At 72.5% G+C, this 26,418-nt stretch carries 18 protein-coding genes; 13 read left to right on the top strand and 5 right to left on the bottom strand.

Going from position 1 to position 26,418, the window contains the following annotated elements:
- Positions 1-213: 213 nt before the first annotated feature.
- From ABEA26_RS20935 to ABEA26_RS20910, 6 genes are all read left to right on the top strand, one after another.
- Positions 214-1,224, top strand: a complete 1,011-nt coding sequence (locus ABEA26_RS20935; RefSeq protein ID WP_345594349.1) for a LacI family DNA-binding transcriptional regulator — start codon at positions 214-216, stop codon at positions 1,222-1,224.
- 151 nt (positions 1,225-1,375) lie between these two features.
- Entirely contained in the window at positions 1,376-2,794 is a 1,419-nt protein-coding gene (locus tag ABEA26_RS20930) for an extracellular solute-binding protein (protein WP_345594347.1), read from the top strand.
- Between the two features lie 67 nt (positions 2,795-2,861).
- Entirely contained in the window at positions 2,862-3,821 is a 960-nt protein-coding gene (locus ABEA26_RS20925) for a carbohydrate ABC transporter permease (protein WP_345594346.1), read from the top strand.
- A 22-nt stretch (positions 3,822-3,843) separates the two neighbouring features.
- Positions 3,844-4,719, top strand: coding sequence for a carbohydrate ABC transporter permease (locus tag ABEA26_RS20920; RefSeq protein ID WP_345594344.1), 876 nt, complete (start codon positions 3,844-3,846; stop codon positions 4,717-4,719).
- Positions 4,720-4,903: 184 nt separating this feature from the next.
- Positions 4,904-6,520, top strand: coding sequence for a glycoside hydrolase family 13 protein (locus ABEA26_RS20915; protein ID WP_345594343.1), 1,617 nt, complete (start codon positions 4,904-4,906; stop codon positions 6,518-6,520).
- A gap of 142 nt (positions 6,521-6,662) precedes the next feature.
- On the top strand, positions 6,663-8,450 hold the full coding sequence (locus ABEA26_RS20910) for an ATP-binding SpoIIE family protein phosphatase (protein ID WP_345594342.1): 1,788 nt from the start codon (positions 6,663-6,665) through the stop codon (positions 8,448-8,450).
- 57 nt (positions 8,451-8,507) lie between these two features.
- Here ABEA26_RS20910 and ABEA26_RS20905 read toward each other — a convergent pair whose 3' ends face one another.
- A complete protein-coding gene (locus tag ABEA26_RS20905) occupies positions 8,508-10,445 on the bottom strand; it encodes an ABC transporter ATP-binding protein (RefSeq protein WP_345594359.1) in 1,938 nt (645 codons plus the stop codon).
- A 231-nt stretch (positions 10,446-10,676) separates the two neighbouring features.
- Here ABEA26_RS20905 and ABEA26_RS20900 point away from each other — a divergent pair, with 231 nt between their 5' ends.
- The 5 genes from ABEA26_RS20900 (at position 10,677) to ABEA26_RS20880 (ending at position 17,546) form a co-directional block, all read left to right on the top strand.
- Complete coding sequence (locus tag ABEA26_RS20900) at positions 10,677-11,576, top strand: lysylphosphatidylglycerol synthase transmembrane domain-containing protein (protein WP_345594358.1); 900 nt, start codon at positions 10,677-10,679, stop codon at positions 11,574-11,576.
- Between the two features lie 241 nt (positions 11,577-11,817).
- Entirely contained in the window at positions 11,818-12,879 is a 1,062-nt protein-coding gene (locus ABEA26_RS20895; protein WP_425587869.1) for a mechanosensitive ion channel family protein, read from the top strand.
- A 176-nt stretch (positions 12,880-13,055) separates the two neighbouring features.
- Positions 13,056-15,275: an NADP-dependent isocitrate dehydrogenase gene (locus ABEA26_RS20890; protein ID WP_345594338.1), complete on the top strand. Its 2,220-nt coding sequence runs from the start codon at positions 13,056-13,058 to the stop codon at positions 15,273-15,275.
- A 170-nt stretch (positions 15,276-15,445) separates the two neighbouring features.
- On the top strand, positions 15,446-16,243 hold the full coding sequence (locus ABEA26_RS20885; RefSeq protein WP_345594336.1) for an N-formylglutamate amidohydrolase: 798 nt from the start codon (positions 15,446-15,448) through the stop codon (positions 16,241-16,243).
- A 70-nt stretch (positions 16,244-16,313) separates the two neighbouring features.
- The gene (locus ABEA26_RS20880) at positions 16,314-17,546 is read left to right on the top strand and encodes a cytochrome P450 (protein ID WP_345594334.1); all 1,233 of its coding nucleotides are present in this window, start codon (positions 16,314-16,316) and stop codon (positions 17,544-17,546) included.
- Between the two features lie 81 nt (positions 17,547-17,627).
- Here ABEA26_RS20880 and ABEA26_RS20875 read toward each other — a convergent pair whose 3' ends face one another.
- Genes ABEA26_RS20875 through ABEA26_RS20865 form a run of 3 tightly spaced genes read right to left on the bottom strand, consistent with a single transcriptional unit; the run spans position 17,628 to position 20,199 of the window.
- Positions 17,628-18,122, bottom strand: coding sequence for a hypothetical protein (locus ABEA26_RS20875; protein WP_345594333.1), 495 nt, complete (start codon positions 18,120-18,122; stop codon positions 17,628-17,630).
- Complete coding sequence (locus ABEA26_RS20870) at positions 18,119-18,757, bottom strand: RNA polymerase sigma factor (RefSeq protein WP_345594332.1); 639 nt, start codon at positions 18,755-18,757, stop codon at positions 18,119-18,121. Before ABEA26_RS20870 ends, ABEA26_RS20875 begins: the two co-directional genes overlap by 4 nt.
- 8 nt (positions 18,758-18,765) lie before the next feature.
- Positions 18,766-20,199 (bottom strand): S8/S53 family peptidase, encoded by a 1,434-nt coding sequence (locus ABEA26_RS20865; protein ID WP_345594331.1) that lies wholly within the window; start codon positions 20,197-20,199, stop codon positions 18,766-18,768.
- Positions 20,200-20,453: 254 nt separating this feature from the next.
- On the opposite strand from ABEA26_RS20865, the gene ABEA26_RS20860 reads away from it, so the two are divergent.
- The gene (locus tag ABEA26_RS20860) at positions 20,454-23,309 is read left to right on the top strand and encodes a CHAT domain-containing protein (RefSeq protein ID WP_345594356.1); all 2,856 of its coding nucleotides are present in this window, start codon (positions 20,454-20,456) and stop codon (positions 23,307-23,309) included.
- A 47-nt stretch (positions 23,310-23,356) separates the two neighbouring features.
- Here ABEA26_RS20860 and ABEA26_RS20855 read toward each other — a convergent pair whose 3' ends face one another.
- Positions 23,357-25,171, bottom strand: a complete 1,815-nt coding sequence (locus ABEA26_RS20855) for a LuxR family transcriptional regulator AbsR2 (RefSeq protein ID WP_345594329.1) — start codon at positions 25,169-25,171, stop codon at positions 23,357-23,359.
- 77 nt (positions 25,172-25,248) lie between these two features.
- Here ABEA26_RS20855 and absR1 point away from each other — a divergent pair, with 77 nt between their 5' ends.
- A complete protein-coding gene (absR1, locus tag ABEA26_RS20850) occupies positions 25,249-26,328 on the top strand; it encodes a beta-glucuronidase AbsR1 (protein WP_345594327.1) in 1,080 nt (359 codons plus the stop codon).
- Positions 26,329-26,418: the final 90 nt, after the last annotated feature.

Below are 26,418 nucleotides of genomic sequence, written 5' to 3'. Positions count from 1 at the left end.
TCTTCGAACCCGAACTCGTCGTCCGCGGCTCCACCGCACAGGCATCCGCCAAGTAGGCGGAAGACACCGACGACGGCACGACGCCCGGATCGACACCCGGATCGGATCCCCCGATCGACGCGCCCGAAGCGCCCCCTGGATCGATGACGGTCCTGTCGAACGGGTCGCCGACTGGCGCAATTCCCTTGCATAGTTTGCGCTACTCTTGCGTTCGTGACGCGACGACTTGCTCAAGTAGCGAAGAAGGTTGGGGTCAGCGAGGCCACGGTCAGCCGGGTGCTCAATGGCAAGCCCGGTGTCTCCGATGCGACCCGGCAGTCCGTGCTGAGCGCGTTGGACGTCCTGGGGTACGAACGGCCGACGCAGCTGCGGGGTGAGCGGGCGCGACTGGTGGGGCTGGTGCTGCCCGAGCTGCAGAACCCGATCTTCCCGGCGTTCGCCGAGGTCATCGGCGGCGCGCTGGCCCAACAGGGACTGACACCCGTGCTGTGCACGCAGACCAAGGGTGGCGTCTCCGAGGCCGACTACGTCGAACTGCTGCTACAGCAACAGGTGTCCGGCGTGGTCTTCGCCGGTGGGCTGTTCGCGCAGGCGGACGCCCCGCACGACCACTACCGGCTGCTCGCGGAACGCAACATCCCGGTGGTGCTGATCAACGCCTCCATCACGGACCTCGACTTCCCCTGTATCGCCTGCGACGACGCGGTGGCCGTGGAGCAGTCCTGGCGGCACCTGGTCTCCCTCGGGCACGAGCGGATCGGTCTGGTGCTCGGTCCCAGCGACCACATCCCCTCCCGCCGGAAGCTGGCCGCCGCCCGGGAAGCTGCCCAGGCCCTGCACTCCGAACTGCCCGAGGAGTTCGTCGAGCGGGCGATCTTCTCCCTGGAAGGCGGCCAGGCCGCCACCTCCCGCCTGCTGGAACGCGGAGTCACCGGCATCATCTGCGCCAGCGACCCCCTCGCCCTCGGCGCCATCCGCGCCGCACGCCGGCGCGGACACCACGTCCCCCGCGACATCTCCGTCGTCGGCTACGACGACTCCGCCTTCATGACCTGCACCGAACCCCCGCTCACCACCGTCCGCCAACCCATCGAAGCCATGGGACGCGCCGCCGTCGACCTCCTCTGCGCCCAGATCCAGGGCACCGAAGTACCCCACGGAGAGCTCCTCTTCGAACCCGAACTCGTCGTCCGCGGCTCCACCGCACAGGCATCCGCCAAGTAACCGCCTCTCAGCATCTTCGACGAGCTGTCCAGCAATTACGAAATCAGCGCGAGATATTGCGTGCTCTTGTTCACGGTGGTTGAGTGAGCGGCGCCCCACAACGCATCGGCGGTGGGGCGCCTTCCACGTTCATGCCCGAAGGGGACCACCCATGAGAAGTGCTCGGCTCCGCCGTACCCGTCGTGCCGGCGCCATCACACTCGTCTCCGCTCTCACCCTGACCGCTCTGGCCGCCTGCGGCACGAGCAGCAGTGACGACGACGGCGGCGGTTCCGAAGGCAGCAGCGGGTCCTCCGACCCGGCTGCTCCGCTGGACCCGAAGACCAAGGTGACCATCACCATCGACTGCATGCCCCCGGCGGCGAAGGCGGCCGAGCTCAAGGAGTGGAAGGAGGACGTCAAGGAGTTCAACAAGACGTACCCCAACGTCACCATCGAGGGCCGCTCCACTCCGGGCCAGTGCCTGGAACCGCCGCGCTTCACGGCGATGCTGAAGGCCAAGTCGCAGCCCGACGTCTTCTACACGTACTTCACCGACCTGCCCCAGGTGCTGGACGCCGACGGCGCCGAGGACATCACCGCGTACGTCAACGAGAAGACCGTGCCGCTCCTGAAGGACATCGACCCGAACGTCCTCGGCTCGCTCAAGCACGAGAACAAGCTGTACGGCCTGCCCACCAGCAACTACACGATGGGCCTGCTGATCAACCGGGCGCTCTTCGAGAAGGCCGGACTCGACCCGGACGCCCCGCCGCGCACCTGGGACGAGGTCCGCACCGCCGCCAAAAAGATCGCCGGCCTGGGCGAAGGAATCGCCGGCTTCGGCGAGTACAGCGCGGGCAACACCGGCGGCTGGCACTTCACCGCCCAGATGTTCAGCCTCGGCGGCGAGGTGGTCGACGCGAGCGGCAAGAAGGCGGCGTTCAACAACGAGCTGGGCAAGCAGGTCGCCGAAAACCTCCACGCCATGCGCTGGGAGGACGAGAGCATGGGCAAGACCCAGCTGCTGAAGTGGGGCGACCTGCAGAAGCAGATCGCCACCGACAAGCTCGGCATGTTCCTCGCCGCACCCGACGACATCACGTACATGGTGCAGCAACTCGGCGCCGACTACGAGAACTTCGGCATGGGCCCGATCCCGGGCTCCAAGAACACCCTGGCCGGCGGCAACAACTACATGATCAAGAAGGGGATCTCCGCCGACAAGATCAAGGCCGGCGTCGCCTGGCTCAACTTCCAGAACCTCACCGTCGGCGAGGGCCAGTTCAACTGGGCCCGCAAGAAGACCGACAAGCTGCCGGTCGGCCTCCCCCAGCCCAACTTCTGGCTGAACGAGTCGAAAACGAAGGACGACGCGGCCCGGGTCGAGCACGCCACCATGCCGGTCGAGAACTTCAAGGCGTATCTGGACAACCCGGTCCCGGGCAAGGCCGAGCCGCCGAAGGCCCAGGAGCTCTACAAGGTCCTGGACAACGTGATGTCCGGCATCCTCACCAACGAGGACGCCGACGTCGACAAGCTGCTCTCCACCGCGGAGCAGCAGGTCAACCAGGTCCTGGCCACGCAGTGACCGGCTCCCTCGGGGGGCGGGCCGTACCGCTCCCCGGGGCCCACGAGACCAGTCCCAAGGAGCGACGATGTCGGCCCCCAGCCCGACCCCGAGCAAGGCGGCGAGATCCCGCCACTCCCAGCCGCCGCCGGCCGGGCCGCCCTCGCCCGGCGGGTCCTTCGGCGGGAACCTCCGGCGCAATCTCACCGCCCACGGCTTCCTGATCGGGGCGGTCCTCTGCTTCGCGTTCTTCTCCTGGTACCCCATGGTCCGGGAGTTCTTCCTCGCCTTCCAGAAGACGGACCAGGGCGAGGTCTCCTTCGTCGGCCTGGACAACCTGCGCACGGTCTTCAACGACCCGGCCTTCTGGCAGGCATGGCGCAACACGCTGCTGTTCACCGTGCTGGCCCTCGTCTTCGGCTTCGCCGTGCCCTTCGCGGTCGCCCTGGTCATCAACGAACTCCGGCACGGCAAGGGATACTTGCGGCTGCTGGTCTATCTGCCGGTGATGCTGCCCCCGGTCGCCGCCGTGCTGCTCTTCAAGTACCTGTACGACCCCGGCTACGGCATGCTCAACGAGCTGTTCGGCTTCTTCGGGCTGCCCGAGCAGCAGTGGCTGCAGGATCCCGACCTGTCCATGCTCTCCGTGGTCATCGCGTCGACCTGGATGAACATGGGCGGCGCGGCGCTGATCTACCTCGCCGCGCTCCAGGGCATCCCCGGTGAGCTGTACGAGGCGGCGGAGCTCGACGGGGCCGGGCTGCTGCGCAAAATCTGGCACGTGACGATCCCGCAGACCCGTCTCATCCTCTCCCTGATGCTGCTCATGCAGATCATCGCCACGATGCAGGTCTTCGTGGAGCCCTTCCTGCTCACCGGCGGCGCCGGCCCCGAGGGCTCGACCACCACCGTCGTCTACCTCATCTACCAGTACGCCTTCAACTTCAACGACTACGGCGCCGCGGCCGCCCTCGGCCTGCTGCTCCTCGTACTCCTCGCCGCATTCTCGGCGGCGTACGTGAAGCTCAGCCGCGCCGAGGACGAGTAGAGAGCCCCGGGGGAAACCACAGATGTCCACACGCACGCTCATCTCACCGGCCCAACTCGCCCGGCCCCGCGGCAAGGTCCTCTACTGGGTGACGTTCGGCGGTGTCGTCGCGCTCTTCACCGTCGTCTTCCTCGGCCCGATGTACTGGATGGTCTCCAGCGGCTTCAAGGACACCCAGGAAGTCGTCCGGACACCTCCGACACTGGTTCCCGAGTCGTTCGAACCCGACAACTACGCGCAGGCGTGGAACGTCATGGACCTGGCCGGGCTGCTGGGGAACACGCTGTTCTACGCGTTCGGCGCGCTGGTCTTCCAACTGGTCCTCGACGTGGCCGCGGCGTACTCCCTGTCCAAGCTCCGCCCGGTCTTCGGCAAGGCCATCCTCGGCATGATGCTGGCCACGCTGATGATCCCGGCGACCGTGCTGGTCGTGCCGCAGTACCTGACGGTGCTCGACGTGCCGATCTTCGAACGCAACCTGCTCAACACGCCGTGGGCGATCTGGCTGCCCTCGGTGACCAACGCCTTCAACATCTTCCTGCTCAAGCGGTTCTTCGACTCGATCCCGAGGGAGCTGCTGGACGCCGCGTCCATGGACGGCGCCTCGCCGATGCGCACCCTGTGGTCGATCGTGCTGCCCATCTCGCGGCCGATTCTCGGCGTGGTGTCCATCTTCGCGATCGTGGGCGTCTGGAAGGACTTCCTCTGGCCCATGCTGACGCTGCCCGACCCGGCCAAGCAGACGTTGAACGTCGGCATCTACTCCCTGTCCAACGGGGTGCCCGTCAACGTGCTGATCGCCGCGCTCACCATGGCCTCGCTGCCGACCCTGATCATCTTCCTGATCTTCCAGCGCAACATCATGGGCGGACTCACGGCCGGCGGGCTCAAGGGCTGAGGTACTCCGCCCGCGCCCCCTCCCATCCCTTCTCCTGTCCTCCCCGCCCCTCTTCCTTCCTCCCCGCCAGTCCTCCTCCCCGCCCCACCGGCTCGTCCCCGTCAGCCTTCGCCGCCGGCTCGTCCGACGCCCCGCCCTGTGCGGGCCGACGGCGAAAATCCAACCTGCCCGAAAGGACCGTCACGTGGCAGCCCCCAACCCGCACCGCACCGAAGACTGGTGGCGCGACGCCGTCATCTACCAGGTGTACCCCCGCAGTTTCGCCGACGGCGACGGCGACGGCACCGGTGACCTCGCGGGCGTACGTGCGAGACTGCCGTACCTCGCCGAACTCGGTGTCGACGCCGTCTGGTTCACCCCCTGGTACGTCTCACCGCTGGTCGACGGCGGCTACGACGTGGCCGACTACCGCACGATCGACCCGGCCTTCGGCACCCTCGGTGAGGCCGAGAAGCTGATCGCCGAGGCGCGGGAGCTGGGTATCCGCACCATCGTCGACATCGTCCCCAACCACGTCTCGGACCAGCACGCCTGGTTCCGGGCGGCGCTGGCGGCCGGCCCGGGCAGCCCGGAGCGGGAGCGCTTCCACTTCCGTCCCGGGCGCGGGGAGCACGGCGAACTGCCGCCGAACAACTGGCCCTCCCAGTTCTCCGGCCGCACCTGGACCCGCGTCCCGGACGGCGAGTGGTACCTCCACCTCTTCACGCCGGAGCAGCCCGACCTCAACTGGGCTCACCCCGAGGTGCGCCGGGAGCACGAGGACGTACTGCGCTTCTGGTTCGGGCGCGGCGTCGCGGGTGTGCGCATCGACTCCGCCGCCCTGCTCGCGAAGCACCCCGCGCTCGCGGACTTCGAGGAGGGCGTCGACCCGCACCCCTACATCGACCAGGACGAACTGCACGACATCTACCGCTCCTGGCGGGCCGTCGCCGACGAGTACGGGGGCGTCTTCGTGGGTGAGGTGTGGCTGCCCGACGCGGAGCGCTTCGCCCGCTACCTGCGGCCCGACGAGCTGCACACCGCCTTCAACTTCAACTTCCTGTCCTGCCCCTGGGACCCGGACCGGCTGCGCCGGACCATCGACGACACCCTGGCCGAGCACGCCCCGGTCGGCGCCCCCGCCACCTGGGTGCTCTGCAACCACGACGTGACCCGCACCGTGACCCGGTACGGCCGTGCGAACACCGGCTTCGACTTCGCGACGAAGGCCTTCGGCACTCCGACCGACCTCGCCCTCGGGACCCGGCGCGCCCGGGCCGCAGCCCTGCTGACGCTGGCCCTGCCCGGGTCGGTCTACCTGTATCAGGGGGAGGAACTCGGTCTGCCCGAGGCGGACGTACCGCTCGACCGGATCCAGGATCCGATGCATTTCCGTTCCGGGGGCACCGATCCGGGCCGGGACGGCTGCCGCGTACCGCTGCCGTGGTCGGCCGACGCCCCGTACTGCGGCTTCGGCTCCGAGGCGGAACCCTGGCTGCCGCAGCCCGCCGGCTGGTCGGCGTACGCGGCGGACCGCCAGAGCACCGACCCGGAGTCGATGCTCGCGCTCTACCGCCGGGCACTGCGCCTGCGGCGCTCCGCCGACGGTCTCGGTGACGGTTTCGGCGACGGCCCGCTCGACTGGCTGCCCGCGCCGGACGGCGTCCTCGCGTTCCAGCGCGCGGGCGGCCTGATCTGTGTCGCCAACCTGTCCCCCGGGCCGGTCGGGCTGCCGGCACACAGCACGCTCCTGCTCCGCAGCGGGCCGCTCGACTCCGACGGCCGGCTCCCGGCGGACACGGCGGTGTGGCTGCGCACCTGACGTGCCCCCTGGCGGTGCCCCGCTCGGCGCCCGTCGGCCACGCACCGCCGTCGGCCGCGACCGCCGTCGCCGCGCACCGCCGTCGCCGGGCGCTCCGAGGCAGGGCAGAATCGGGGCAGGAGGCTGTGGGAGGAGGCGACGCGTGCGGGAACGACCGTGGCTGCGCGGGCTCCGCCGGCCTCCCGAGCCCCTGGTGGGCGGCCGCCGGGCGCTGAAGGCGGCTCTGCGGCCGGTGACCGAGGCGGTGCGCGCCCGGCGTCGGCTGGCGTGGCTGAACGAGGCCGGTATGCGCATCGGGACCACGCTGGACCTGCGGCGCACGTCTGAGGAGCTGGCCGGCTTCACCGTGCCCGAACTGGCCGACGGGTGCGCGGTGGACCTGCTGGAGTCGGTGCTCCGGTTCCAGCAGGGCGATCACTTCGAGGGGAAGGCGGGTACCCCCGAGCTCCGGGCCATGGCGGTCTCGGAGGTCCCGGGGCTGAACCTCGCGCCGGACCCGGTGGGCGAGATGTCGGTGTACACCGCCGACCGCCTGGTGCGCACGTGTCTGACCACTCGGAAGCCGGTGCTGGTCACCCGTATGGAGCCGTCCGACTTCCACGCCGTCGCGCCCACCCCCGAGGCGGCCGATCTCATGCGGCGCGCGGGCGTCCACTCGTACCTCGCGGTACCGCTGATCGCACGCGGGGTGCTGCTGGGCCTGGCCGACCTCGTCCGGGCCGGCAGCCGGACACCGTTCACGCGTGCCGACGTGGCGCTGGTGATGGAGCTGGCGTCCAGGGCCGCCGTGTACATCGACAACGCCCGGCTCTACGGGCGGGAACGCGAGCACGTGGTCACGCTCCAGCGGGCCCTGCTCCCGCGGTCCAGCCCGAGTACACCCGGGCTGGAGGTGTCCTCGTGCTACGACCCGGCCGGTGATCCGGCCGCCGTGGGCGGCGACTGGTTCGACGTGGTCGCGCTGCCCAGCGGCCGTACCGCGCTGATGGTGGGTGACGTGATGGGGCGCGGCCTGGCCGCCGCCGCGACCATGGGCCGGCTGCGCACGGTGGCCCGTACGCTGATGGCCCTCGACATCGCGCCCGAACAGCTGCTGGCCCGGCTGGACCTGGCCGCCCGCGATCTGGAGGAGGACGAGGTCGCCACCTGTCTGTGCGCGGTCTACGACCCGTGCGGCAGTACCTTCCGCATCGCCAGCGCCGGCCACCCGCCGCCGCTGCTGACCGGGCCCGACGGCACCGCCTCGTTCCTGGACGTGCCCGCCGGGGCGCCGCTGGGGTGCGGGGTGATCCCGTACGACCCGGTCGACTGTCCCGTGCCCGAGCGGGGGCGGCTCACGCTGTACACGGACGGCCTGATCAGGTCGCGCACCGCCGACCTCGCCTCCCAGATGGAACGGCTGCGCAGGGCCGTCGGCGAGGGTGTGCCCGGGGACGACACGGGGTGCCGGACGGTCACCGAGCGGGTCGGCGGCGACCGGTCCGACGACGCGATCGTCCTGATCGCCGCCGCCCGCCCGCTCTCTCCGGAGGGTGACGTGTACGTGCGCACCCTGCCGCCGGACGGCAAGGCCGCCGGAATGGCCCGTGCGGTGGTGCGCGAGCAACTGGTGAGGTGGGGCCTGGAGGATCTCGTCGACTCGACGGAGCTGGTCGTCAGCGAGCTGGTCGCCAACGCCCTGAGATACGGGAACGCCCCCGGTGAGCTGCGGCTGCTGCGCCACGAGCGGCGGTTGTCGGTGGAGGTCTCCGACTCCGGGCCGGATCTGCCGCGGATCCAGCGCGCGGACGTGAGCGACGAGAGCGGGCGCGGTCTCCAGCTGATCAACATGATGTGCCGGAGCTGGGGTTCGTGCCGCACGCCCGAGGGGAAGGTCGTGTGGGCCGAGCAGGACCTGCCCGTGCGGGGCGGGCCGGCCGGCCCCCAGTAGCACCCGCGCCGTTCCGCCCCGCACCGTCCTCCTTCCCCCCCCGCTCTCCCTGCGCGGCTACGCCGCCGTCCCGGCCTTCTCCGGTGTCCCCGCCTTCCCCGCGCTTTCCGCCTTCTCCAGCGTGCCCGTCTTCTCCGGTGCCCGCCGCCCGAACTGGGTGCGGTGCAGTTGGGCGTAGCGGCCGCCGGCCGTCAGGAGTTCGTCGTGGGTGCCGCGTTCCACGATGCGGCCCGCCTCGACCACCAGGATCTGGTCGGCCGCACGGATCGTGGACAGCCGGTGCGCGATCACGACGGCCGTCCTGCCCTCCAGGGCCTCGGTGAGGGCCTCCTGGACGGCCGCCTCGGAGGTGTTGTCGAGGTGGGCGGTGGCCTCGTCGAGGATGACGACGCGCTGGCGGGCCAGCAGCAGCCGGGCGATGGTCATGCGCTGGCGCTCACCGCCGGAGAGCCGGTAGCCGCGCTCGCCGACCACCGTGTCGAGACCGTCGGGCAGGGAACGTGCGAGGTCGGTCAGGCGGGCGCGGCGCAGCGCGTCCCACAGTTCGGTGTCGGTGGCTTCAGGACGGGCCAGCAGCAGGTTGGCGCGCACGGTGTCGTGGAAGAGGTGGCCGTCCTGCGTGACCATGCCGACGGTGTCGCGCAGGGAACGGGCGCCCAGGTCGCGGACGTCGACGCCGCCGACGCGCACGGTGCCGCCGTCGGCGTCGTACAGGCGCGGCAGCAGCCCGGCGATGGTCGACTTGCCGGCGCCGGAGGAGCCGACGAGCGCGATCGTCTGGCCGGGTTCGGCGCGGAAGGAGAGGCCGTGCAGGACCTCCTCGCCGCCCCGGGTGTCCAGGGAGGCGACCTCCTCGAGGGAGGCCAGGGAGACCTTGTCGGCGGACGGGTAGCCGAAGCGGACGTCGTCGAACTCGACGGCGACCGGGCCGTCGGGGACGGGGCGGGCGTCGGGCTTCTCGTCGATGAGGGGGGTGAGGTCCAGCACCTCGAAGACCCGCTCGAAGCTGACCAGGGCGCTCATGACCTCCACGCGGGCCCCGGCGAGCGCGGTGAGCGGTGCGTACAGCCGGGTCAGGAGCAGCGCAAGCGCCACGACGGCGCCCGGGTCCAGGGTGCCGCGCAGGGCGAACCAGCCGCCGAGGCCGTAGACGAGCGCCAGGGCGAGGGCGGAGACCAGGGTGAGGGCGGTGATGAACGCCGCCTGGGCGGTGGCGGTGCGCACCCCGATGTCCGCGACGCGGCGGGCGCGGTCGGCGAACTCGGCCGACTCGTCCTCGGGGCGGCCGAACAGCTTGATCAGTGTGGCGCCGGGGGCCGAGAAGCGCTCGGTCATACGGGTGCCCATGGCGGCGTTGAGGGTGGCGGCCTCGCGCTGCATGAGGGCCATGCGGCGGCCCATGCGCCGGGCGGGGAGCACGAACACCGGGAGCAGCGCCAGGGCGAGGAGGGTGATCTGCCAGGAGAGGGTGAGCATGACGGCGAAGGTGAGCAGCAGCGTGACCAGGTTGCTGACCACGCCGGACAGGGTGTTGCTGAAGGCCCGCTGGGCGCCGATGACGTCGTTGTTGAGACGGGAGACCAGCGCTCCCGTACGAGTACGTGTGAAGAACGCGACCGGCATGCGCTGCACATGATCGAACACAGCCGTGCGCAGATCGAGGATGAGTCCCTCGCCGAGCCTCGCCGAAAGCCTGCGGGAGAGGATGCCGAGCACCGCCTCGGCGACCGCGATGAGTGCGATGAGGAGGGCGAGGCGTACGACCGTGCCCTCGTCGTCGCCGGACACGATCGTGTCCACGACGCGGCCGGCCAGGACGGGTGTGGCGACGGCGAGCAGCGCCGTCATCACCCCGAGTAGGACGAACCGGGCGATGCTGCGGCGATGCGGGCGGGCGAAGGCGCCGATGCGGCGCAGCGTCGCGCGGGCGAGGGGTCGGCGCTCCTGCTCGGCGTTCATGACGCTGTGCAGCTGGGTCCAGGCTGTGGTCTCCATGCTCATGCGAGTGACGGTAGAACCTCGATCAACCTTGAGGTCAAGAGCCGGTCGCCCGCCATCCGTAAACCCTCGTCCGCGCGTCGGCCACCCGTAGTTGGCGCCGTAGGGGGAATCTCTCGTGGTGTGACAGCGGTAGAACTCCCCGAGCCGGCCGTCTCCGGCCGCGGCCCCGGTCCTCGCGTCGACCCTCGCGACGGTCGTGTCCGGCTGGTCCGGCGGGTCTTCTGCGTGCTTCCACTGCTGTTGCTCACCGTGGTGGCGGTGCGGCACCGGTCCGTGCTCGCCGAGGGCTTCGGTCATCTCGCCACGGCCCGGTGGCCCTGGTTGCTGGCCGCGGCCTGCGCGACCTGTCTGACCTGGGTCGCCGCGGCCTTCACCCGGCAGGGCGCCGTGGTGGAGCGGCTGCCCCGGCGGCGGCTGCTCGCCACACAGTTCGCGGCGGGCGCGGCCAACCACCTGCTGCCGACGGGGCTGGGGGCGAGCGCGGTCAACCTGCGGTTCATGGCGGTGTGCGGGCTACCGCTCGCCCGTTCCTCGGCCGCCCTCGCCCTGTACCTGCTGGCGGAGAGCGTCGGACGCGTCGCGCTGCTGGGTGTCCTGCTGATCGCGTTCCCCGGCGCGCTGCGGCTCGGCACGCTGTTGCCCGAGGGGGCCGCGGGGCCGCTGCTGATCGCCGCGGGCGCGGTGCCGGTGGTGGCGGCGGGCGTACTCGCGCTGGTGCCACGGCTGCGTACGGCGGTGGTGTCCTTCCTGCGGACGGCGCTCGGCGAGGCCCGCTCGGTGCACACCCGCCCGGCGCGGGCGCTGGCGCTGTGGGGCGGCGCGTTCACCTTTCCGGCGCTCCAGGCGGCGGCGCTGGTCCTGGTGGGGCGGTCGCTGGGGTTGTCGGTGCCGGCCGCGCACATGGCGGTGGCGTATCTGGCGGCGACGGTCGCGGTGGCGCTGGTGCCCACGCCGGGCGGTATCGGTTCGGTGGAGGCGGCGCTGGTCGTGGCGCTGGTGGCGGCGGGCGGCCCGGCGGCCGTGGCCACGGCGGTGGTGCTCGCGTTCCGGCTGATGACCGTGTGGCTGCCGCTGCTGCCGGGGGCGCTGACGCTGGCCGCGCTGGTACGGACGAGGGTGATCTGAGGCCGGAACACCCCGCCTCGCTCCTCCGCACTCCTGTGCGCGGTACCGACCACTGCCCGGCATACGGCAGGATGAACGGTCGCGCCGGTCGAACTGCCTTGCGGGCCGGGGCGATCGCGCATCCCCGGTCCAGCAGGCATCGAGCAGGTGACGACGTGACGAGACTTCACATCCGGCCGTCGGCGAGGGACTTCGCCGTAGCCGTATCCTCCGGAGGTGGCCGGTGACGGACGACCCGACCATGGACCACCTGGTACCCGCCGGCATCGCGCTGGTGGCGGGCCTGCTGGGGGCTTTCCTGCTGCGCATGCTGCTGCGCTGGCTGGCGGGACACGCCGGGCGGACCCGCTGGAGCGGCGACGACGTCATCGTGGCGACGCTGCGCACCGTGGCGCCGTGGGCGGCGGTCGCGGGCGGTGTGGCGGGTGCGGCGGCGGCGCTGCCGCTGACACGGGCGGTGCAGCACGGCGTCAACCAGGTGCTGACGATGCTGCTGATCTTCGTGGTGACGGTGTCGGCGGCCCGGGTGGTCGCCGGCCTGGTGCGCACGGTGACGCTGTCCCGCTCCGGTGTCGCCGGGTCGGCCACGATCTTCGTCAACATCACCCGCATCCTGGTGCTGGCCATCGGCATCCTGGTGATGCTGCAGTCGGTGGGCATCTCCATAGCGCCGCTGCTCACCGCCCTGGGCGTCGGTGGTCTGGCGGTCGCGCTGGCCCTTCAGGACACACTGGCCAACCTCTTCGCGGGTGTGCACATCCTGGCCTCGAAGACCGTGCAGCCGGGTGACTACATCCAGCTCAGCAGCGGCGAGGAGGGCTACGTCGAGGACATCAACTGGCGGCAGACCACCGTCCGCGAACTGTCCAACAACCTGGTCGTGATCCCTAACGGCCAGCTCGCGAAGTCGAACATGACGAACTTCATGCGGCCCGAGCAGCGGATGACCATCCTGGTCCAGGTCGGCGTCTCCTACGACAGTGACCTGGAGCACGTGGAGCGGGTGACGACCGAGGTGGTCGCCGAGGTGATGACCGAGATCACCGGCGCGGTGCCGGAGCACGAGCCCGCGGTGCGCTTCCACACCTTCGGCGACTCGCGGATCGGCTTCACGGTGATCCTGGGCGTCGGCGAGTTCAGCGACCAGTACCGGATCAAGCACGAGTTCATCAAGCGCCTGCACAGGCGCTACCGCGAGGAGGACATCCGCATTCCGGCGCCCGCCCGGAGGGTCGCGCTCCAGCAGGGTTCCGTGGTGTTCCCGCAGCAGCGGGCGGGCGAGGATGTCGTCCCGCTCGCCTGATCACCGTTGACCCGTCCGGCCCGGTCACCACCCGGTCACCCACCCGTTCGGTCACTTGTCGGCAGGGGCCGTGCGGCCGGTTGTCCGGGAATCACCGCACGGCCCCTGTCGAGCCCGGGGCGATCACGAGATATCTTGATGTCGAGCAATGTTGCAGACGTGGAGCGGAGCACCCGGTGACTGACTCGACCATCATCTATACACACACTGACGAGGCCCCGGCCCTGGCGACGTATTCGTTCCTGCCGGTGGTCCGGGCATACGCCTCGCAGGCGGGTGTCGCGGTCGAGACCCGCGACATCTCGCTGGCAGGCCGCATCATCGCCCTGTTCCCGGAGTACCTGACCGAGGACCAGCGCATTCCGGACGCCCTCGCGGAGCTCGGCGAGCTGGCCAAGACCCCCGCGGCCAACATCATCAAGCTGCCGAACATCTCGGCGTCCATCCCGCAGCTCAAGGCCGCGATCGCCGAGCTGCAGGGCCAGGGCTACGCGCTGCCGGCCTACCCGGACGACCCGAAGACCGACGAGGAGCGCGACGTCCGCGCCCGCTACGACAAGGTCAAGGGCTCCGCGGTCAACCCGGTCCTGCGCGAGGGCAACTCCGACCGCCGCGCCCCGGCCTCGGTGAAGAACTACGCCAAGAACCACCCGCACCGCATGGGCGCCTGGACCGGCGAGTCCAAGACCAACGTCGCGACCATGGGCGAGAACGATTTCCGCTCCACCGAGAAGTCCGCGGTGATCGCCGAGGACGGCACGCTGCGGATCGAGCTGGTCGGCGACGACGGCACCACCACGGTGCTGCGCGAGTCCGTCCCCGTGAAGAAGGACGAGGTCGTCGACGCCTCCGTGCTGCGCGTCGCCGCGCTGCGCGAGTTCCTCACGGCCCAGATCGCCCGCGCCAAGTCCGAGGGCATCCTGTACTCCGTGCACCTCAAGGCCACGATGATGAAGGTCTCCGACCCGATCATCTTCGGCCACGTGGTCCGCGCCTTCTTCCCGAAGACCTTCGCCCAGTACGGCGAGGCGCTCGCCAAGGCCGGCCTCACCCCGAACGACGGTCTGGGCGGCATCTACAAGGACCTGGAGTCCCTGCCCGAGGGTGCCGAGATCAAGGCCTCCTTCGACGCCGAGCTCGCCGAGGGCCCGGAGCTGGCGATGGTCGACTCCGCCAAGGGCATCAGCAACCTGCACGTGCCCTCCGACGTCATCATCGACGCCTCCATGCCGGCCATGATCCGCACCTCCGGCCACATGTGGGGCCCGGACGACCAGGAGCACGACGCCCTCGCCGTCATTCCGGACTCCTCCTACGCCGGCGTGTACCAGGCCGTCATCGAGGACTGCCGCGCCAACGGCGCCTACGACCCCTCCACGATGGGCTCGGTCCCGAACGTCGGCCTCATGGCGCAGAAGGCCGAGGAGTACGGCAGCCACGACAAGACCTTCGAGATCCCGAGCACGGGCACGGTCCGCCTGGTCGACCAGAACGGCACCGCCGTCCTGGAGCAGACGGTCTCCGCCGGTGACATCTTCCGCGCCTGCCAGACCAAGGACGCGCCGATCCGCGACTGGGTGAAGCTGGCCGTCACCCGCGCCCGCGCCACCGGCGACCCGGCCGTCTTCTGGCTGGACGAGGGCCGCGCCCACGACGCCAACCTGATCGCCAAGGTCAAGGCGTACCTGCCGGAGCACGACACCGAGGGCCTGGACATCCGGATCCTCAACCCGGTGGAGGCGACCAAGCTGTCGGTGGAGCGCATCCGCCGCGGTGAGAACACCATCTCCGTCACCGGCAACGTGCTGCGCGACTACCTGACCGACCTGTTCCCGATCCTGGAGCTGGGCACCAGCGCCAAGATGCTGTCGGTCGTCCCGCTGATGGCGGGCGGCGGCCTCTTCGAGACCGGCGCCGGCGGTTCCGCGCCCAAGCACGTGCAGCAGCTGGTCAAGGAGGACTACCTGCGCTGGGACTCCCTCGGCGAGTTCTTCGCCCTGGTGCCGTCCCTGGAGCAGTACGCCGAGGTCACGGGCAACACCCGCGCCAAGGTCCTCGCCGACACCCTCGACCGCGCCACGGCGACCTTCCTCAACGAGGACAAGTCGCCGACCCGTCGCATCGGCGGCATCGACAACCGCGGCAGCCACTTCTTCCTGTCCCTGTACTGGGCGCAGGAGCTGGCCAAGCAGACCGACGACGCCGACCTGGCGAAGGCCTTCGCGCCGTTCGCCGCGTCGCTGGCCGCGAGCGAGCAGCGCATCGTCGACGAGCTGAACGCCGTCCAGGGCAAGCCCGCCGAGATCGGCGGCTACTACCAGCCCGACCCGGCCAAGGCCGCCGAGGTCATGCGTCCGTCGGCCACGTGGAACGAGGCGCTGGCGTCCCTCGCCTGATCCTCGGGAGCCCTCGCGCACCCCACGGCACCCCGTTTCCGCTCGGCGGAGACGGGGTGCCCGTCTGTCTCATCTCCACGTTCTCGCGGATCCCCACGTCTTTGCGGATCCCAACGTCCTTGCGGATCCCCACATCCTTGCGGATCCCCACATCCTTGCGGAGCACCCACATGACCGACACCGCCGCGTCCTACGAGATCGTCCCCGGCGCCCCCGCGTCGCCCGTGCTCCTCCACGTGCCGCACTCCTCACGGCGGATACCGGCCGACGTCCGCCCCGGCATCGGTCTGGACGACGCGGGGCTGGAACGGGAGCTGGACCACATCACCGACTCGCACACCGCCCGGATCGCCGAGGCGGCGGCAGGACTGGCCGGCCGCACGCCCTGGCGCTTCGTCAACCGGACGTCGCGGCTGGTCGTCGACCCGGAGCGGTTCCCGGACGAGCGGGAGGAGATGACGGCCGTCGGAATGGGCGCCGTGTACACGCGCACGTCGCACCGCGAGGTCCTGCGGGCCGACGGCATCGACCCGGAGCCCCTGATCGAGCGGTACTTCCGGCCGTACGCGCGGGCGATGACCGAGGCGGTCGCCGACCGGCTCGCCGCCACCGGTCGGGCAGTGATCATCGACGTGCACTCCTACCCGACCGAGCCGCTCCCGTACGAGCTGCACGGCGAGGGCCCGCGCCCGCCGGTCTGCCTGGGCACCGACGCGTTCCACACGCCGTCCGAGCTGCTCGCCGCCGCCCGGGAGGCGTTCGCCCCGTGCGGGGAAACGGGGCTGGACAGCCCGTTCAGCGGAACGTACGTACCGCTGGACTTCTACGGGAAGCGGCGCGAGGTCGGCGCGCTGATGGTGGAGATCCGCCGGGACACCTACATGACCGAGCCGGGCGGCCCGGCCGGACCCGGTCTGTCCCGCCTCGCCGGGTCACTGGCGGTGCTCGTCGACGCCGTGTCGGGCTGACCACCGGCCCGCCCACCGGCTGGAGCACTCCCGCGCGACAGCCGCCCCGGGGCGCGGTGAGGGTGGGTGCATGACGCAGGAGACCACCACGCTGACCGGCCAGTCCCCGCCCCCGGTACGGGACTGGCCCGCCCTCGACCTGGACGGTCCGCGGTTCGACCCGGTCCTCGCCGATCTGATGCGCGAGGGACCGCTGACCCGCGTCCGGCTGCCGCACGGCGAGGGCTGGGCGTGGCTGGCCACCCGCTACGACGACGTGAAGGCGATCACCAACGATCCGCGGTTCGGGCGGGCCGAGGTGACGAAGCGGCAGATCACACGGCTCGCCCCGCACTTCAAGCCACGCCCCGGCTCGCTCGCCTTCGCCGACCAACCCGACCACAACCGGCTGCGACGCGCGGTGGCGGGGGCCTTCACCATGGGCGCGGCGAAGAAGCTGCGGCCCCGGGCGCAGGAAATCCTCGACGGCCTGGTGGACGGGGTGGTCCGGGACGGCCCGCCGGCGGACCTGGTCGAGCGGGTCCTGGAGCCCTTCCCGATCGCCGTCGTCAGCGAGGTGATGGGGGTGCCGGCCGCGGACCGGGAGCGTGTGCACGCGTGGACACGGCAGGTCATCTCCACCTCGGGCGGCGCCGAGGCCGCCGAGCGGGCAAAGCAGGGCCTGTACGGGTGGATCACGGAGACCGTCCGCGCCCGGGCCGACGGCACCGGCGACGACGTGTACTCGATGCTCGGCGCCGCCGTGGGCCGCGGCGAGGTCGGCGAGACGGAGGCTGTGGGCCTGGCCGGGCCGCTGCAGATCGGCGGCGAGGCCGTCACCCACAACGTGGGCCAGATGCTGTACCTGCTGCTGACCCGCCCCGAGCTGATGGCCCGGATGCGGGAGCGTCCCGAGGCGCGGGGCAAGGCCCTGGACGAGCTGCTGCGCTGGATCTCGCACCGCACCTCGGTGGGTCTGGCCCGCATCGCCCTGGAGGACGTCGACGTGCACGGGGTGCGCGTCAGGGCCGGCGACCCCGTGTACGTGTCCTACCTCGCTGCCAACCGGGACCCGGACGTCTTCCCCGACCCGGACCGGATCGACTTCGACCGCGATCCCAACCCGCACCTGGCCTTCGGCAACGGGCACCACTTCTGCACGGGTGCCGTCCTCGCCCGGACGCAGACCGAGCTGCTCGTCGACACGCTGCTGGAGCGGCTGCCGGGGCTGCGGCTGGCGGTCCCCGCCGACCAGGTGGCCTGGCGCCGCAAGACCATGATCCGCGGGCCGCGCGCCCTGCCCTGCGCCTGGTCCGGGTCCTAGGGGGTCTCGTTCGGCACCGGGCCGTGCCCCTGAACCGGGTGTCGGCCGGGGTCCTGGCCCCGGTCCTGACAGCCGGCGGGCTCAGGCGCGCAGCCACTCCGTCATGACCACCTCCCGGCCGGTCCGCAGCCGCAGCGCGAACGGGCCGGTGGGCGGGGCCTCGCCGGTGAACCGGCCCATGTCGTCCGCCGTCAGCCGGGCATGGGCCAGCGACCCGCTCAGCACCTCGATCCGGGCCGGGCCCGGCGGCAGCACCTGACCGATCAGACCGTCCGCGGTCACCTCGACGTCGACGGTCACCTCGTCCACGCTGAAGGTCAGCATCCGCGGCGGGTCCGTCTCCCCCCTGACCGGGATGGCGTCGACCAGCGAGTCGAAGGTCAGCTCGGCGACGCGGGCGTCCAGGCCGTGCAGCGCGAAGGCGTCGACGGCGACCTGCCGCAGCCCGGCCGGGACCGGGTCGAGGATCGCCGCGGCCTGCCGCAACTCCTCCTCCAGGAGGCCGTTGGCGAGCTCGTCGTCCGTGAAGGCCCGATCGGACCGTTCGTCCCCGAAGTCGTCGTGCGTGTCGTTCATATCGTCCCCCGTGCCTCTAGTCGGGCGCGCAGCCGGCGCAGACAGCGCTGGCGCATCGGCCCGATGCTGCCCACCGCGATTCCCAGCGCGGCGGACACCTCCTGGTAACTGGGCGGCGGCGAGGAGATCAGTACCCGCAGCAACTGGCGGCACCGCTCGCCCATCTGCTCGAACTCCTGCCACAGCCGGCGCACGCGCTCGGTCTGCGCGGCGGCCTCCTCGGAGTCGAGCACCGACTCCTCGGGCGTACGCTCCTCGCTCGGCCGGTCGAGCAGCTGCGGGTCGTCGGTCGGTGTCCACCGCTTCGACGCCTTGAGCAGCTTCAGGCACTCGTGCCGTGCCGTGCTCGCCAGCCAGGAGCCGGTCTTCTCCGGCTCGCGGATCCGCCCCAGGTGCTGGGCGAACCGGAACCAGGCGGTCTGGTACACCTCGTGCGCGTCGGCGTCGGACAGCCCGTGGGCCCGCACCACGGACCACACCAGCGGGCCCAGCCCGTCCACCAGTGACTTCCAGGCGGCCGCGTCCCCGTCGGCGGCCAACTGGACGAGCACCCCGACATCTGCACGGTCCACGGTCCCACCCCTCGTGTACGACACGCCATCGTACGCCGTGGAGTGGGTGGTTCCGCCCGGCATCGGGCCGCTCACGCCCCACCGGACGGCGGGTCGAGGGTGACGGGGCACCAGGTGGGCGGCAGCAGCGCCGGCACGTGCGCCCCGCGCACCTCCGCGTACTCGGTGTTGGCCGCGAGCAGTTGCCCGCGGGCCGCCCGCGGGTCCCGCTCCTTGTGCTCCGTCATGTGGGAGGCGACCAGACCCGCGACCACGGGGGTGGCGAAGGAGGTACCGCTCCACTGCGCGTGCCCCTCGAACATCACCTGGTCCGGCTTGGCGGGGGCCTCGCCCGGCTCGCTGAGCACCCCGTTGTGCCGGGGGTACTGGCAGGTGCAGGCATAGGCGAAGCCGTACCGGCAGGCGTCGTAGGTGGAGTGCTGGTAGACGTACGGCACGGGCGCCTGGAAACCGGTGAGGGCGCCGGTGAGGCGCTCGCCGGGGGCGTAGACCTTGACCCAGCCGCCGTGGTTGCTGAAGCAGGCGCCGAACTCGCCGTCGCCGCGCAGCGCGCCGACCGACAGGACGGAGTCCTCCCAGCCGGGCAGATCCGCGTAGGCGGCGGGCCAGAAGGGCGTGGCGCTGGCGTTGTTGCCGGCGGCGGCGACCAGCAGGGTGCGCTGCTCGCGCAGTTCCTCCATGAAGGCGTGGACGCCGAGCAGGCCGTCGGTGCGGCCGTTGGAGGTGCCGGCGGAGAGGCTGAGGACCTCGGGCCAGCCGCCCCGGTCGACGGCCTCGAAGAGCTTCTCGCCCAGCTCGGACTCCAGGATGGCGCCCGCGTCGTTGAGGGTGTTGCGGACGGTCACCTCGGTGTTGGGGGCGACGGCGGCGACGAGTCCGGCGATGAATGTGCCGTGGCCGACGTACTGCTGGAGGATGCCGTCCTCGTCGCACTCCCTGATCTGGGCGTCGCCGTCGGTGTGGGCCAGCAGGGGGTAGGACCGGTAGTCGCGCATGAGTCCGGTGTCGATGACGAGGACGCCGACGGCGCTCCCGGCGTCGTACGGTGTCCGGGCGACGGCCGGGTTCGGCGGCTCGCTGATCGGTACGGGAACGGGCTCGTCACCGGGGCAGGCGTTGACGGCGATGGAGACGACGTGGTTCCGGCTGATCAGCCGGCGGCCGGCGCGTCCCTCCATCGTCCTGAGGGAGCGCATGGCATGGGCGACGGTGGGGTCGCCGCCGCGGTCGCCCTCGCCGGGGTCGGCGACCTGGATGCGGGTGATGCCGGTGCGGTTGGACTCGGGGCTCGTCCGGCGTACGTGGCCCGGGGTGAGGCCGGCCATCGTGGTGAAGTGGTCGCGCACGGTGTCCTCGACGAGGCGCGCCTCCTCGCCGTCGCGGGCGAGGACGACGCCCTTCTCGTAGAAGAACTCGGCCGAGTCGTCCGGCCCCATCGCCAGCGGGACGCCCGGCATCGAGCGCTGGATCTGGTCGAACTGCTCGCGGAATCTCTGTGGTGCCATGGCATTTCCTCCACTGGGTCGGCGGTGGTGACGACGGTCGCGCCGACAGTCTCGGCCACGGACCTGGCGACGGACTTGGCGACGGACTTGGCGACGGTCTTGGCGACGGACTTGGCGACGGTCTTGGCGACGGTCGTCAATCAGAGTCCGGGGGTGGCTGATTGATACAGACTCGAACCTGTGTGGCGCGGTTGCGGAGCACTACCATCCGTGGGGTGACAGCGGGAAACAACTCGGTTCTCCAACTGCTGCCGATGGTGTTCGCCGCCCCGGGCGAGGCGCTGGCGCGGGCGGAGGAGCTGCTCGGGGCCGATCCCTCACCGCTGCACGCCTCGATCGCCCACCAGGTGATCGGCATCTGGCAGCGGGACTTCGGCGACACCCGGCGGGCCCTGGCCCATCTGCGGCGCGCCCGCGACCTCGCGGCCCGCGCGGAGTCCGCCGAGCGGGAGGCGGACGTACTGGCCACGCTCGGGGTGGCGCTCGTGCACTGCGGGCGCACCCGGGAGGGCCTCGCGGCGTTCGAGCGGGGGGTGGCGCGCGGCACCGGGCACACCCGGGCGCGGGTGCTGTACCGGCGGGCGTACGTGTGGTGGGTGCTGGGCCGGCACGGCGAGGCGCTGGAGGACGTACGGCGGGCGATCCAGGTGCTGCGGCAGGCGGACGACGTGATCTGGACGGCGCGGGCGCTGACCCTGCGGGCCACCGTGCATCTGGCGCTGGGCGCGGTGGAACGGGCGGACGCCGACTTCACCGCGGCGGAGGCGCTGTGGGACACCACGGGCCAGGAGCACGACAAGGCCGACGCGGTGGAGAGCCGGGGGCTCGCGGCGTTCCGGTCCGGTGACGTGCCGGCGGCGCTGCGGCTGCTGGACGAGGCGGAGGAACGGTACGGCAAGCTGGGCACGCCGACGTTCATGCTCACCATCCGGCGCTGCGAGGTGCTGATGGCGGCGGGGCTCGCTCCGGAGGCGCTGACCGAGGCGGACGGGGCGATCGCCGCCCTGGACGGGATCGGCGGGCAGTCCACCCGCAAGGCGGAGCTGCTGCTGGTCGCGGCGCGGGCGGCGCGGCTGGCGGGTGATCCGCAGACCGCGCTCGCGCGCGCGGCCGTCGCGGTGCGGCTGTTCGCCGGGCAGCGGCGCACCTGGTACGAGACGCACGCCCGGCTGGTGCTGATCGAGGCGCGGGTCGCGACGGGGCGGGAGTCGGGCCGGCTGGTCGCGGACGCGGCCGCGGTGGCGGAGCGGCTGGCGGCGTTCGGTGCGCCGGCCGCGCCGGAGGCGTCGCTGCTCGCGGGCCGGATCGCGCTGGGGCTCGGCTGGACGGCGGACGCGGAACGGCATCTGGCGGTCGCCGCGCGCAGTCGGCACGGCGGGCCGCCGCTCGCGCGGATGACGGGGTGGGCGGCGCAGGCGCTGCGCGCGCGGGCCGCCGGTTCGGCGCGCGGCGTGCTGGAGGCCTGCCGGCGGGGTCTGGACGTCCTCGACGACCACCGGATGACGCTGGGCGCCTCGGAGCTGCGGGCGCGGGCCACCGCGCAGGGCGCGGAGCTGGCGGCGATGGCACAGCGGGCGAGTCTGGTTTCGGGCGGGCCGCGGCGGCTGCTGGTGTGGAGCGAACGCTGGCGGGCGACAGTGCTGTCCACGCCGCCGACCCGGCCGCCGGCCGACCCCGCGCTGCTCAGCGGTATGACGGCGTTCCGCGAGATCGCCGCGCGCGCGGAGGCGGCCCGGACGGACGGTGGCCGGCCCGTCCCCGCGCTGGAGCGCGAACAGCGGCGCCTGGAACGGGAGATCCGTTCCCGCACCCTGCACATGCGGGGCGAGGCGCCCGGCGACGGCGACCGGTTCGACGTCGGACGCCTGCTGCGAAGGCTGGGCGACGACGTGCGGCTGGTGGAGCTGGCCGTGCTGGACGGGCGGGTGCACGTACTGCTGTGCGGGCAGGGCCGGGTACGGCGGTTCGAGGCCGGGCTGCTGGCCGAGGCGGAGCGGGAGGCCGAGCACGTGCAGGCCGGGCTGCGGCGGCTGGCCCACCCGGGTGCGGAGGCCCGGCTGCCCCTGGTGGAGGCGGCCGGCGCGCGCCTCCAGGAACTCCTGCTCGGTCCCGCCGCGGAGCACCTCGGCTCCGGCCCGGTCGTCGTGGTCCCGCCGGGCCGGCTGCACCGGGTGCCGTGGGCCCTGCTGCCCGCCCTGCGCGAACGGGTCCTGAGCGTGTCGCCGTCGGCGAGCAGCTGGCTGCGCGCGAGGGAGACCACTCCCCCGCCCGGTGGCCGCCAGGTCCTGGTGCGCGGTCCGGGGCTGGCCAGCGGCGGGGCCGAGGTACCGGAACTCGCCGACCGGTACGGGTCGGCGTCGCGGACGCCGGATGCCGAGGAGGGTGCCGAGGAGGCGCGGGTGCCGTCGCCCCGGGACGGGCGCGGAGGCCCCACCGCGTCGGCAGGTCCTGGGGGCGGCCGGCCACCGGCCGATGGCCGGCACGCGGTCCCGACGCCGTCGGCGGCCGACGGGGCGCCCGGTCCGCGTACCGCCGGCCACCGGCTACCGCGGGACCACCGCGCGGTGCCCTCCCTTTCATCCACCGGACAAGGCCGCGAACCGGTCCGCCCGTCGCTCGGTGCCCGGCGGCGTGAGGAGGCCACCGTGCTGGAGGGGGACGCCGCGCGGGTGCCGCGGGTACTGCGGGAGCTGGACGGGGCCGCGTTGGCGCACATCGCCGCGCACGGCACGTTCCGCGCGGACAGCCCCCTGTTCTCGTCGCTGCGGATGGCGGACGGGCCGCTCATCGTGCACGACTTCGAGCGCCTGGACCGCAGCCCGTACCGGATCATCCTGTCCTGCTGCGACACCGCCCGGTTCGCGTCGGTCGGCGCGGACGAGCTGCTCGGGCTGGTCACCGCGCTGCTGCCGCTGGGCACGGCCGGGGTGGTGGCGTGCAGCGCACCGGTCAACGACGCGGCGGTGGTGCCGCTGATGCTGGCGCTGCACAAGGGTCTGGACGCGGGGCTGTCCCTGGCGGAGGCGCTGCGCGACGCGCGGGCGGCGCTGCCGGACGACGCCGTGCACCAGGCGACGGGCTGGGCGTTCTCCGCGTTCGGGGCAGCCTGAGGACCGGCCGTTCGGGGCAGCCTGAGGACGCCCCGGACACCGCGGCGTCAGGCGGGTTGCGGCTCGGGCAGCTCCATCAGCCAGGGCAGTGCGCCCCGGTCGCCGGCGCCGAGGCGGGTGTAGGCGCCGTAGAGGTGGTTGCCGACCGTGCGGACGGAGAGGGTGAGTCTCTCCGCGATCTGCCGGTTGCTCAGGCCGGCGGCGGCGAGCGTGACGATCTGCCGCTGACGGGCGGTGAGTTCGCCGAGCGCCAGGCCGGACAGCGCGGGGGTACGGGCGCCCTGGCAGCGCCGGGCGAGGGCGACGGCCCGGGTGCGGGCGGTGCGGGCCGCGCCCGGGTCGCGGTGGACGCGTACGGCCTGGGCGTGCGCCTCGGCCGCGAACAGCAGGAATCCGCGGCGTTCCAGTTCCCCGGCCGCCTGGTCCAGCGCCGGTCCGTCGCCCCGCGCGAGGGCGTCGGCGTGCGCGGCGAAGACGCCGGTGAGCAGGCCGGCCGCCCACTCGGGGGCGCCGAGCCGGACGGCGTCGTACGGGGCCCCGGCGCCGGCGGCCGCCCGGACCGCCTCGTCGAGGTCGCCGCGCGCGGCGGCCGCCCAGGCCGCGGCCGCCCCGTGGCCCTCCGCCGTAGCGTCGCCCCACTGGGCGGCGGCCAGGGCGAGTTCCTCCTGACAGGACGCGTCGTCGGGGCTGCCGCGCAGGCCCTCGCGGGCCCAGGCCGCGGCCTCGTGCAGCCGGCCGCGCAGGCGCGCGAACCGGGCGCGGAGTGCGGCGTAGCCCGCCGGCAGCGGCGCGCCCTCGGCCACCAGCCACTCCCCCACAGGGGTGTCCAACGCCCGTACGTCGGCCCGCTCGACGCCCCGGGCCAGTGCCTCCTCCTCCGCGGCCAGGGCGGGGCCGCACTGGTCGGGGGTTCGGGCCAGGCGCCGGGCCCGCAGCCGGCCGGCGGCGGCGCGCAGCACCGGGCCGTGCAGCGGGTGGGCGAGACGGGTGGCGCCGTGGTCGTCGATGGTGACCAGGCCCTCGGCCTCCAGGCGCTCCAGAGTCCCTACGTCGAGGGTGTCCAGGTCGAGGGGGAGCGGCTCGGCGAAGGCGAGGCGCTCGAGCGTCTCGCGTTCCTCGACGCGGGCGCGGTCCAGGACGTGGGCGGTGCGCTCCCGCACGGTCACGGTGATCGGCACCGGCCCCCGCCACGCCGACCGGCCGGTGCCGGGGACCGGTGTGAGCAGCCCCCGCTCGCTCACGGCGGTGAACAGCTCGCGCAGCAGCCGCAGATCTCCCTGGCACAGGCGGTGCAGCCGGTCGACGGTGAGGGGCTCCAGGTCGGTGCCCGCACCGGCCCTGAGCAGCTCGGTGGTCTCCTCGCGGGGCAGCGGCTCCAGGGCGAGGCGCGGCAGGAGCTCGCCGGACCAAAGCCGGGACACCGCGCCCGGCGCGGGGGCGCCCTCCGTGGCGACGACCACGAGCCGGGTGCGGCCGTGCACGGCGAGCTGGTGCACGAGGGCGGCGGAGGCGTCGTCGAACAGGTGCGCGTCGTCGACCAGCAGCAGCCGTACGCCGGACAGGAGGTGCACCGCGCGGTGCAGGGTGACGCTCTCGGGCAACAGGTGGGCGAAGGCGGCGAAGGGGAGATGCCGGGACTCGGGCGTCCCGGCCACCCTGGCGCAGTCGGTGCCGCGGACGGCCTCCGTCACGAGCCTGGTCTTGCCGCGGCCGGCCGGGCCCGTCACCACGATGCCGGCGCGTCCGGCGGTCACCGACCGGCGCACCAGCTCCAGTTCGTCGGCCCTTCCGGTGAACGGCCAGGGCGTCCGAAGCGTCTTCGCGTCCCGCAGGGAAGTCGTCACGGGAACAGGAGTCGGCATACTCGTCCCTGATACAGGGTGACTTGAGTATCCCCCGACTCAGGCGCCCGGACCGGGCCGGGCGGCAGTCTGGGGCCATGACCGCACGCTACTGCTCGCTCGCGCAGCAGCCTCCCCCCGCGTTCGCGCCGGGGCTGGCCGCCGAGCGCCTCGCCGCGCTCGTCGGCGGGCAGCGGATGTGGGTCAACGGCACCGTGCTGCACTACTGCTTCCTGGGCGGCGACACCGACTCCTCCGTCGTCCCCATGCCGGGCACGGGCCGGCCTCGACGGGTGTCGTGGGTGGGTACCGACGAGCAGCGGAACGTGGTGCGCGACTGCTTCCGGGAATGGCAGGACCTCGGTATCGGGCTGGTCCTCTCCGAGGTCGGCGACCGCTCGGAGGCGGAACTGCGCATCGGCTTCCAGCCCGGCGACGGCTCCTGGTCGGCGGTGGGCAAGGACGCGCTCCGGGTCGGGCTGAACGACCGTACGATGAACTTCGGCTGGGACCTGACCGCGTCCGGGGAGCGCGCGACGGCCCTGCACCAGATCGGGCACGCGCTCGGCATGCTGCACGAGCACCAGAGTCCGTTCGCCGGCATCCTCTGGGACGACGAGGCCGTCTACACCGAACTGGCGGGCCCGCCGAACCACTGGAGCCGGGAGCGGACCTTCCACAACATCCTGCGCAAGCTCGACACCGACGAGGCCAACGGCCCGGTCTGGGACCCTCAGTCGATCATGGAGTACGCCTTCCCGTCGGGGCTGATACTGGAGCCCGAGCACTACCGCTCGGGCCTGCATCCGCCCGGCACCCTCTCCGCCGCCGACAAGGAGTTCGCCCTGCGCTGGTACCCGCCCGTCGGCCGGCCGGGGCCGCTGGTTCCGTTCCGTTCGGTGCCGCTCGGGCTCGGACCGGGCGAGCAGGCCGACTTCCGGGTGGACCCGCCGGAGACCCGGGAGTACTCCGTGGGCACCTTCGGTGACAGCGACGCCGTCGCCGTGATCTTCGAGGAGCGGGACGGCGTGCCCCGCTACCTCGCCGGTGCGGACGACGGGGGAACACCCCGCAACGCCACGATCAGGGCCCGTTTCGTCAAGGGCCGCCGCTATGTCGTCCGGGTGCGTCTGTACTCCTCGTGGGGTGCGGGCGAGACGGCGGTCATGTGCTGGTGACCGCGCGGCTCCAGAGCACCCGGGCGCCGCGGCCACAGTCCGGCGCCGGGGGACGGGGGACGGGGGACGGGGGAGGGGGGACGGGGGACG

The sequence above is a fragment of the Streptomyces marokkonensis genome (genome assembly GCF_039539045.1).
In the GTDB taxonomy this organism is placed as follows: Bacteria; Actinomycetota; Actinomycetes; order Streptomycetales; family Streptomycetaceae; genus Streptomyces; species Streptomyces marokkonensis.
Note: the sequence above shows the minus strand (reverse complement) of the source record. Positions and strands in the feature narration are given on the sequence as shown.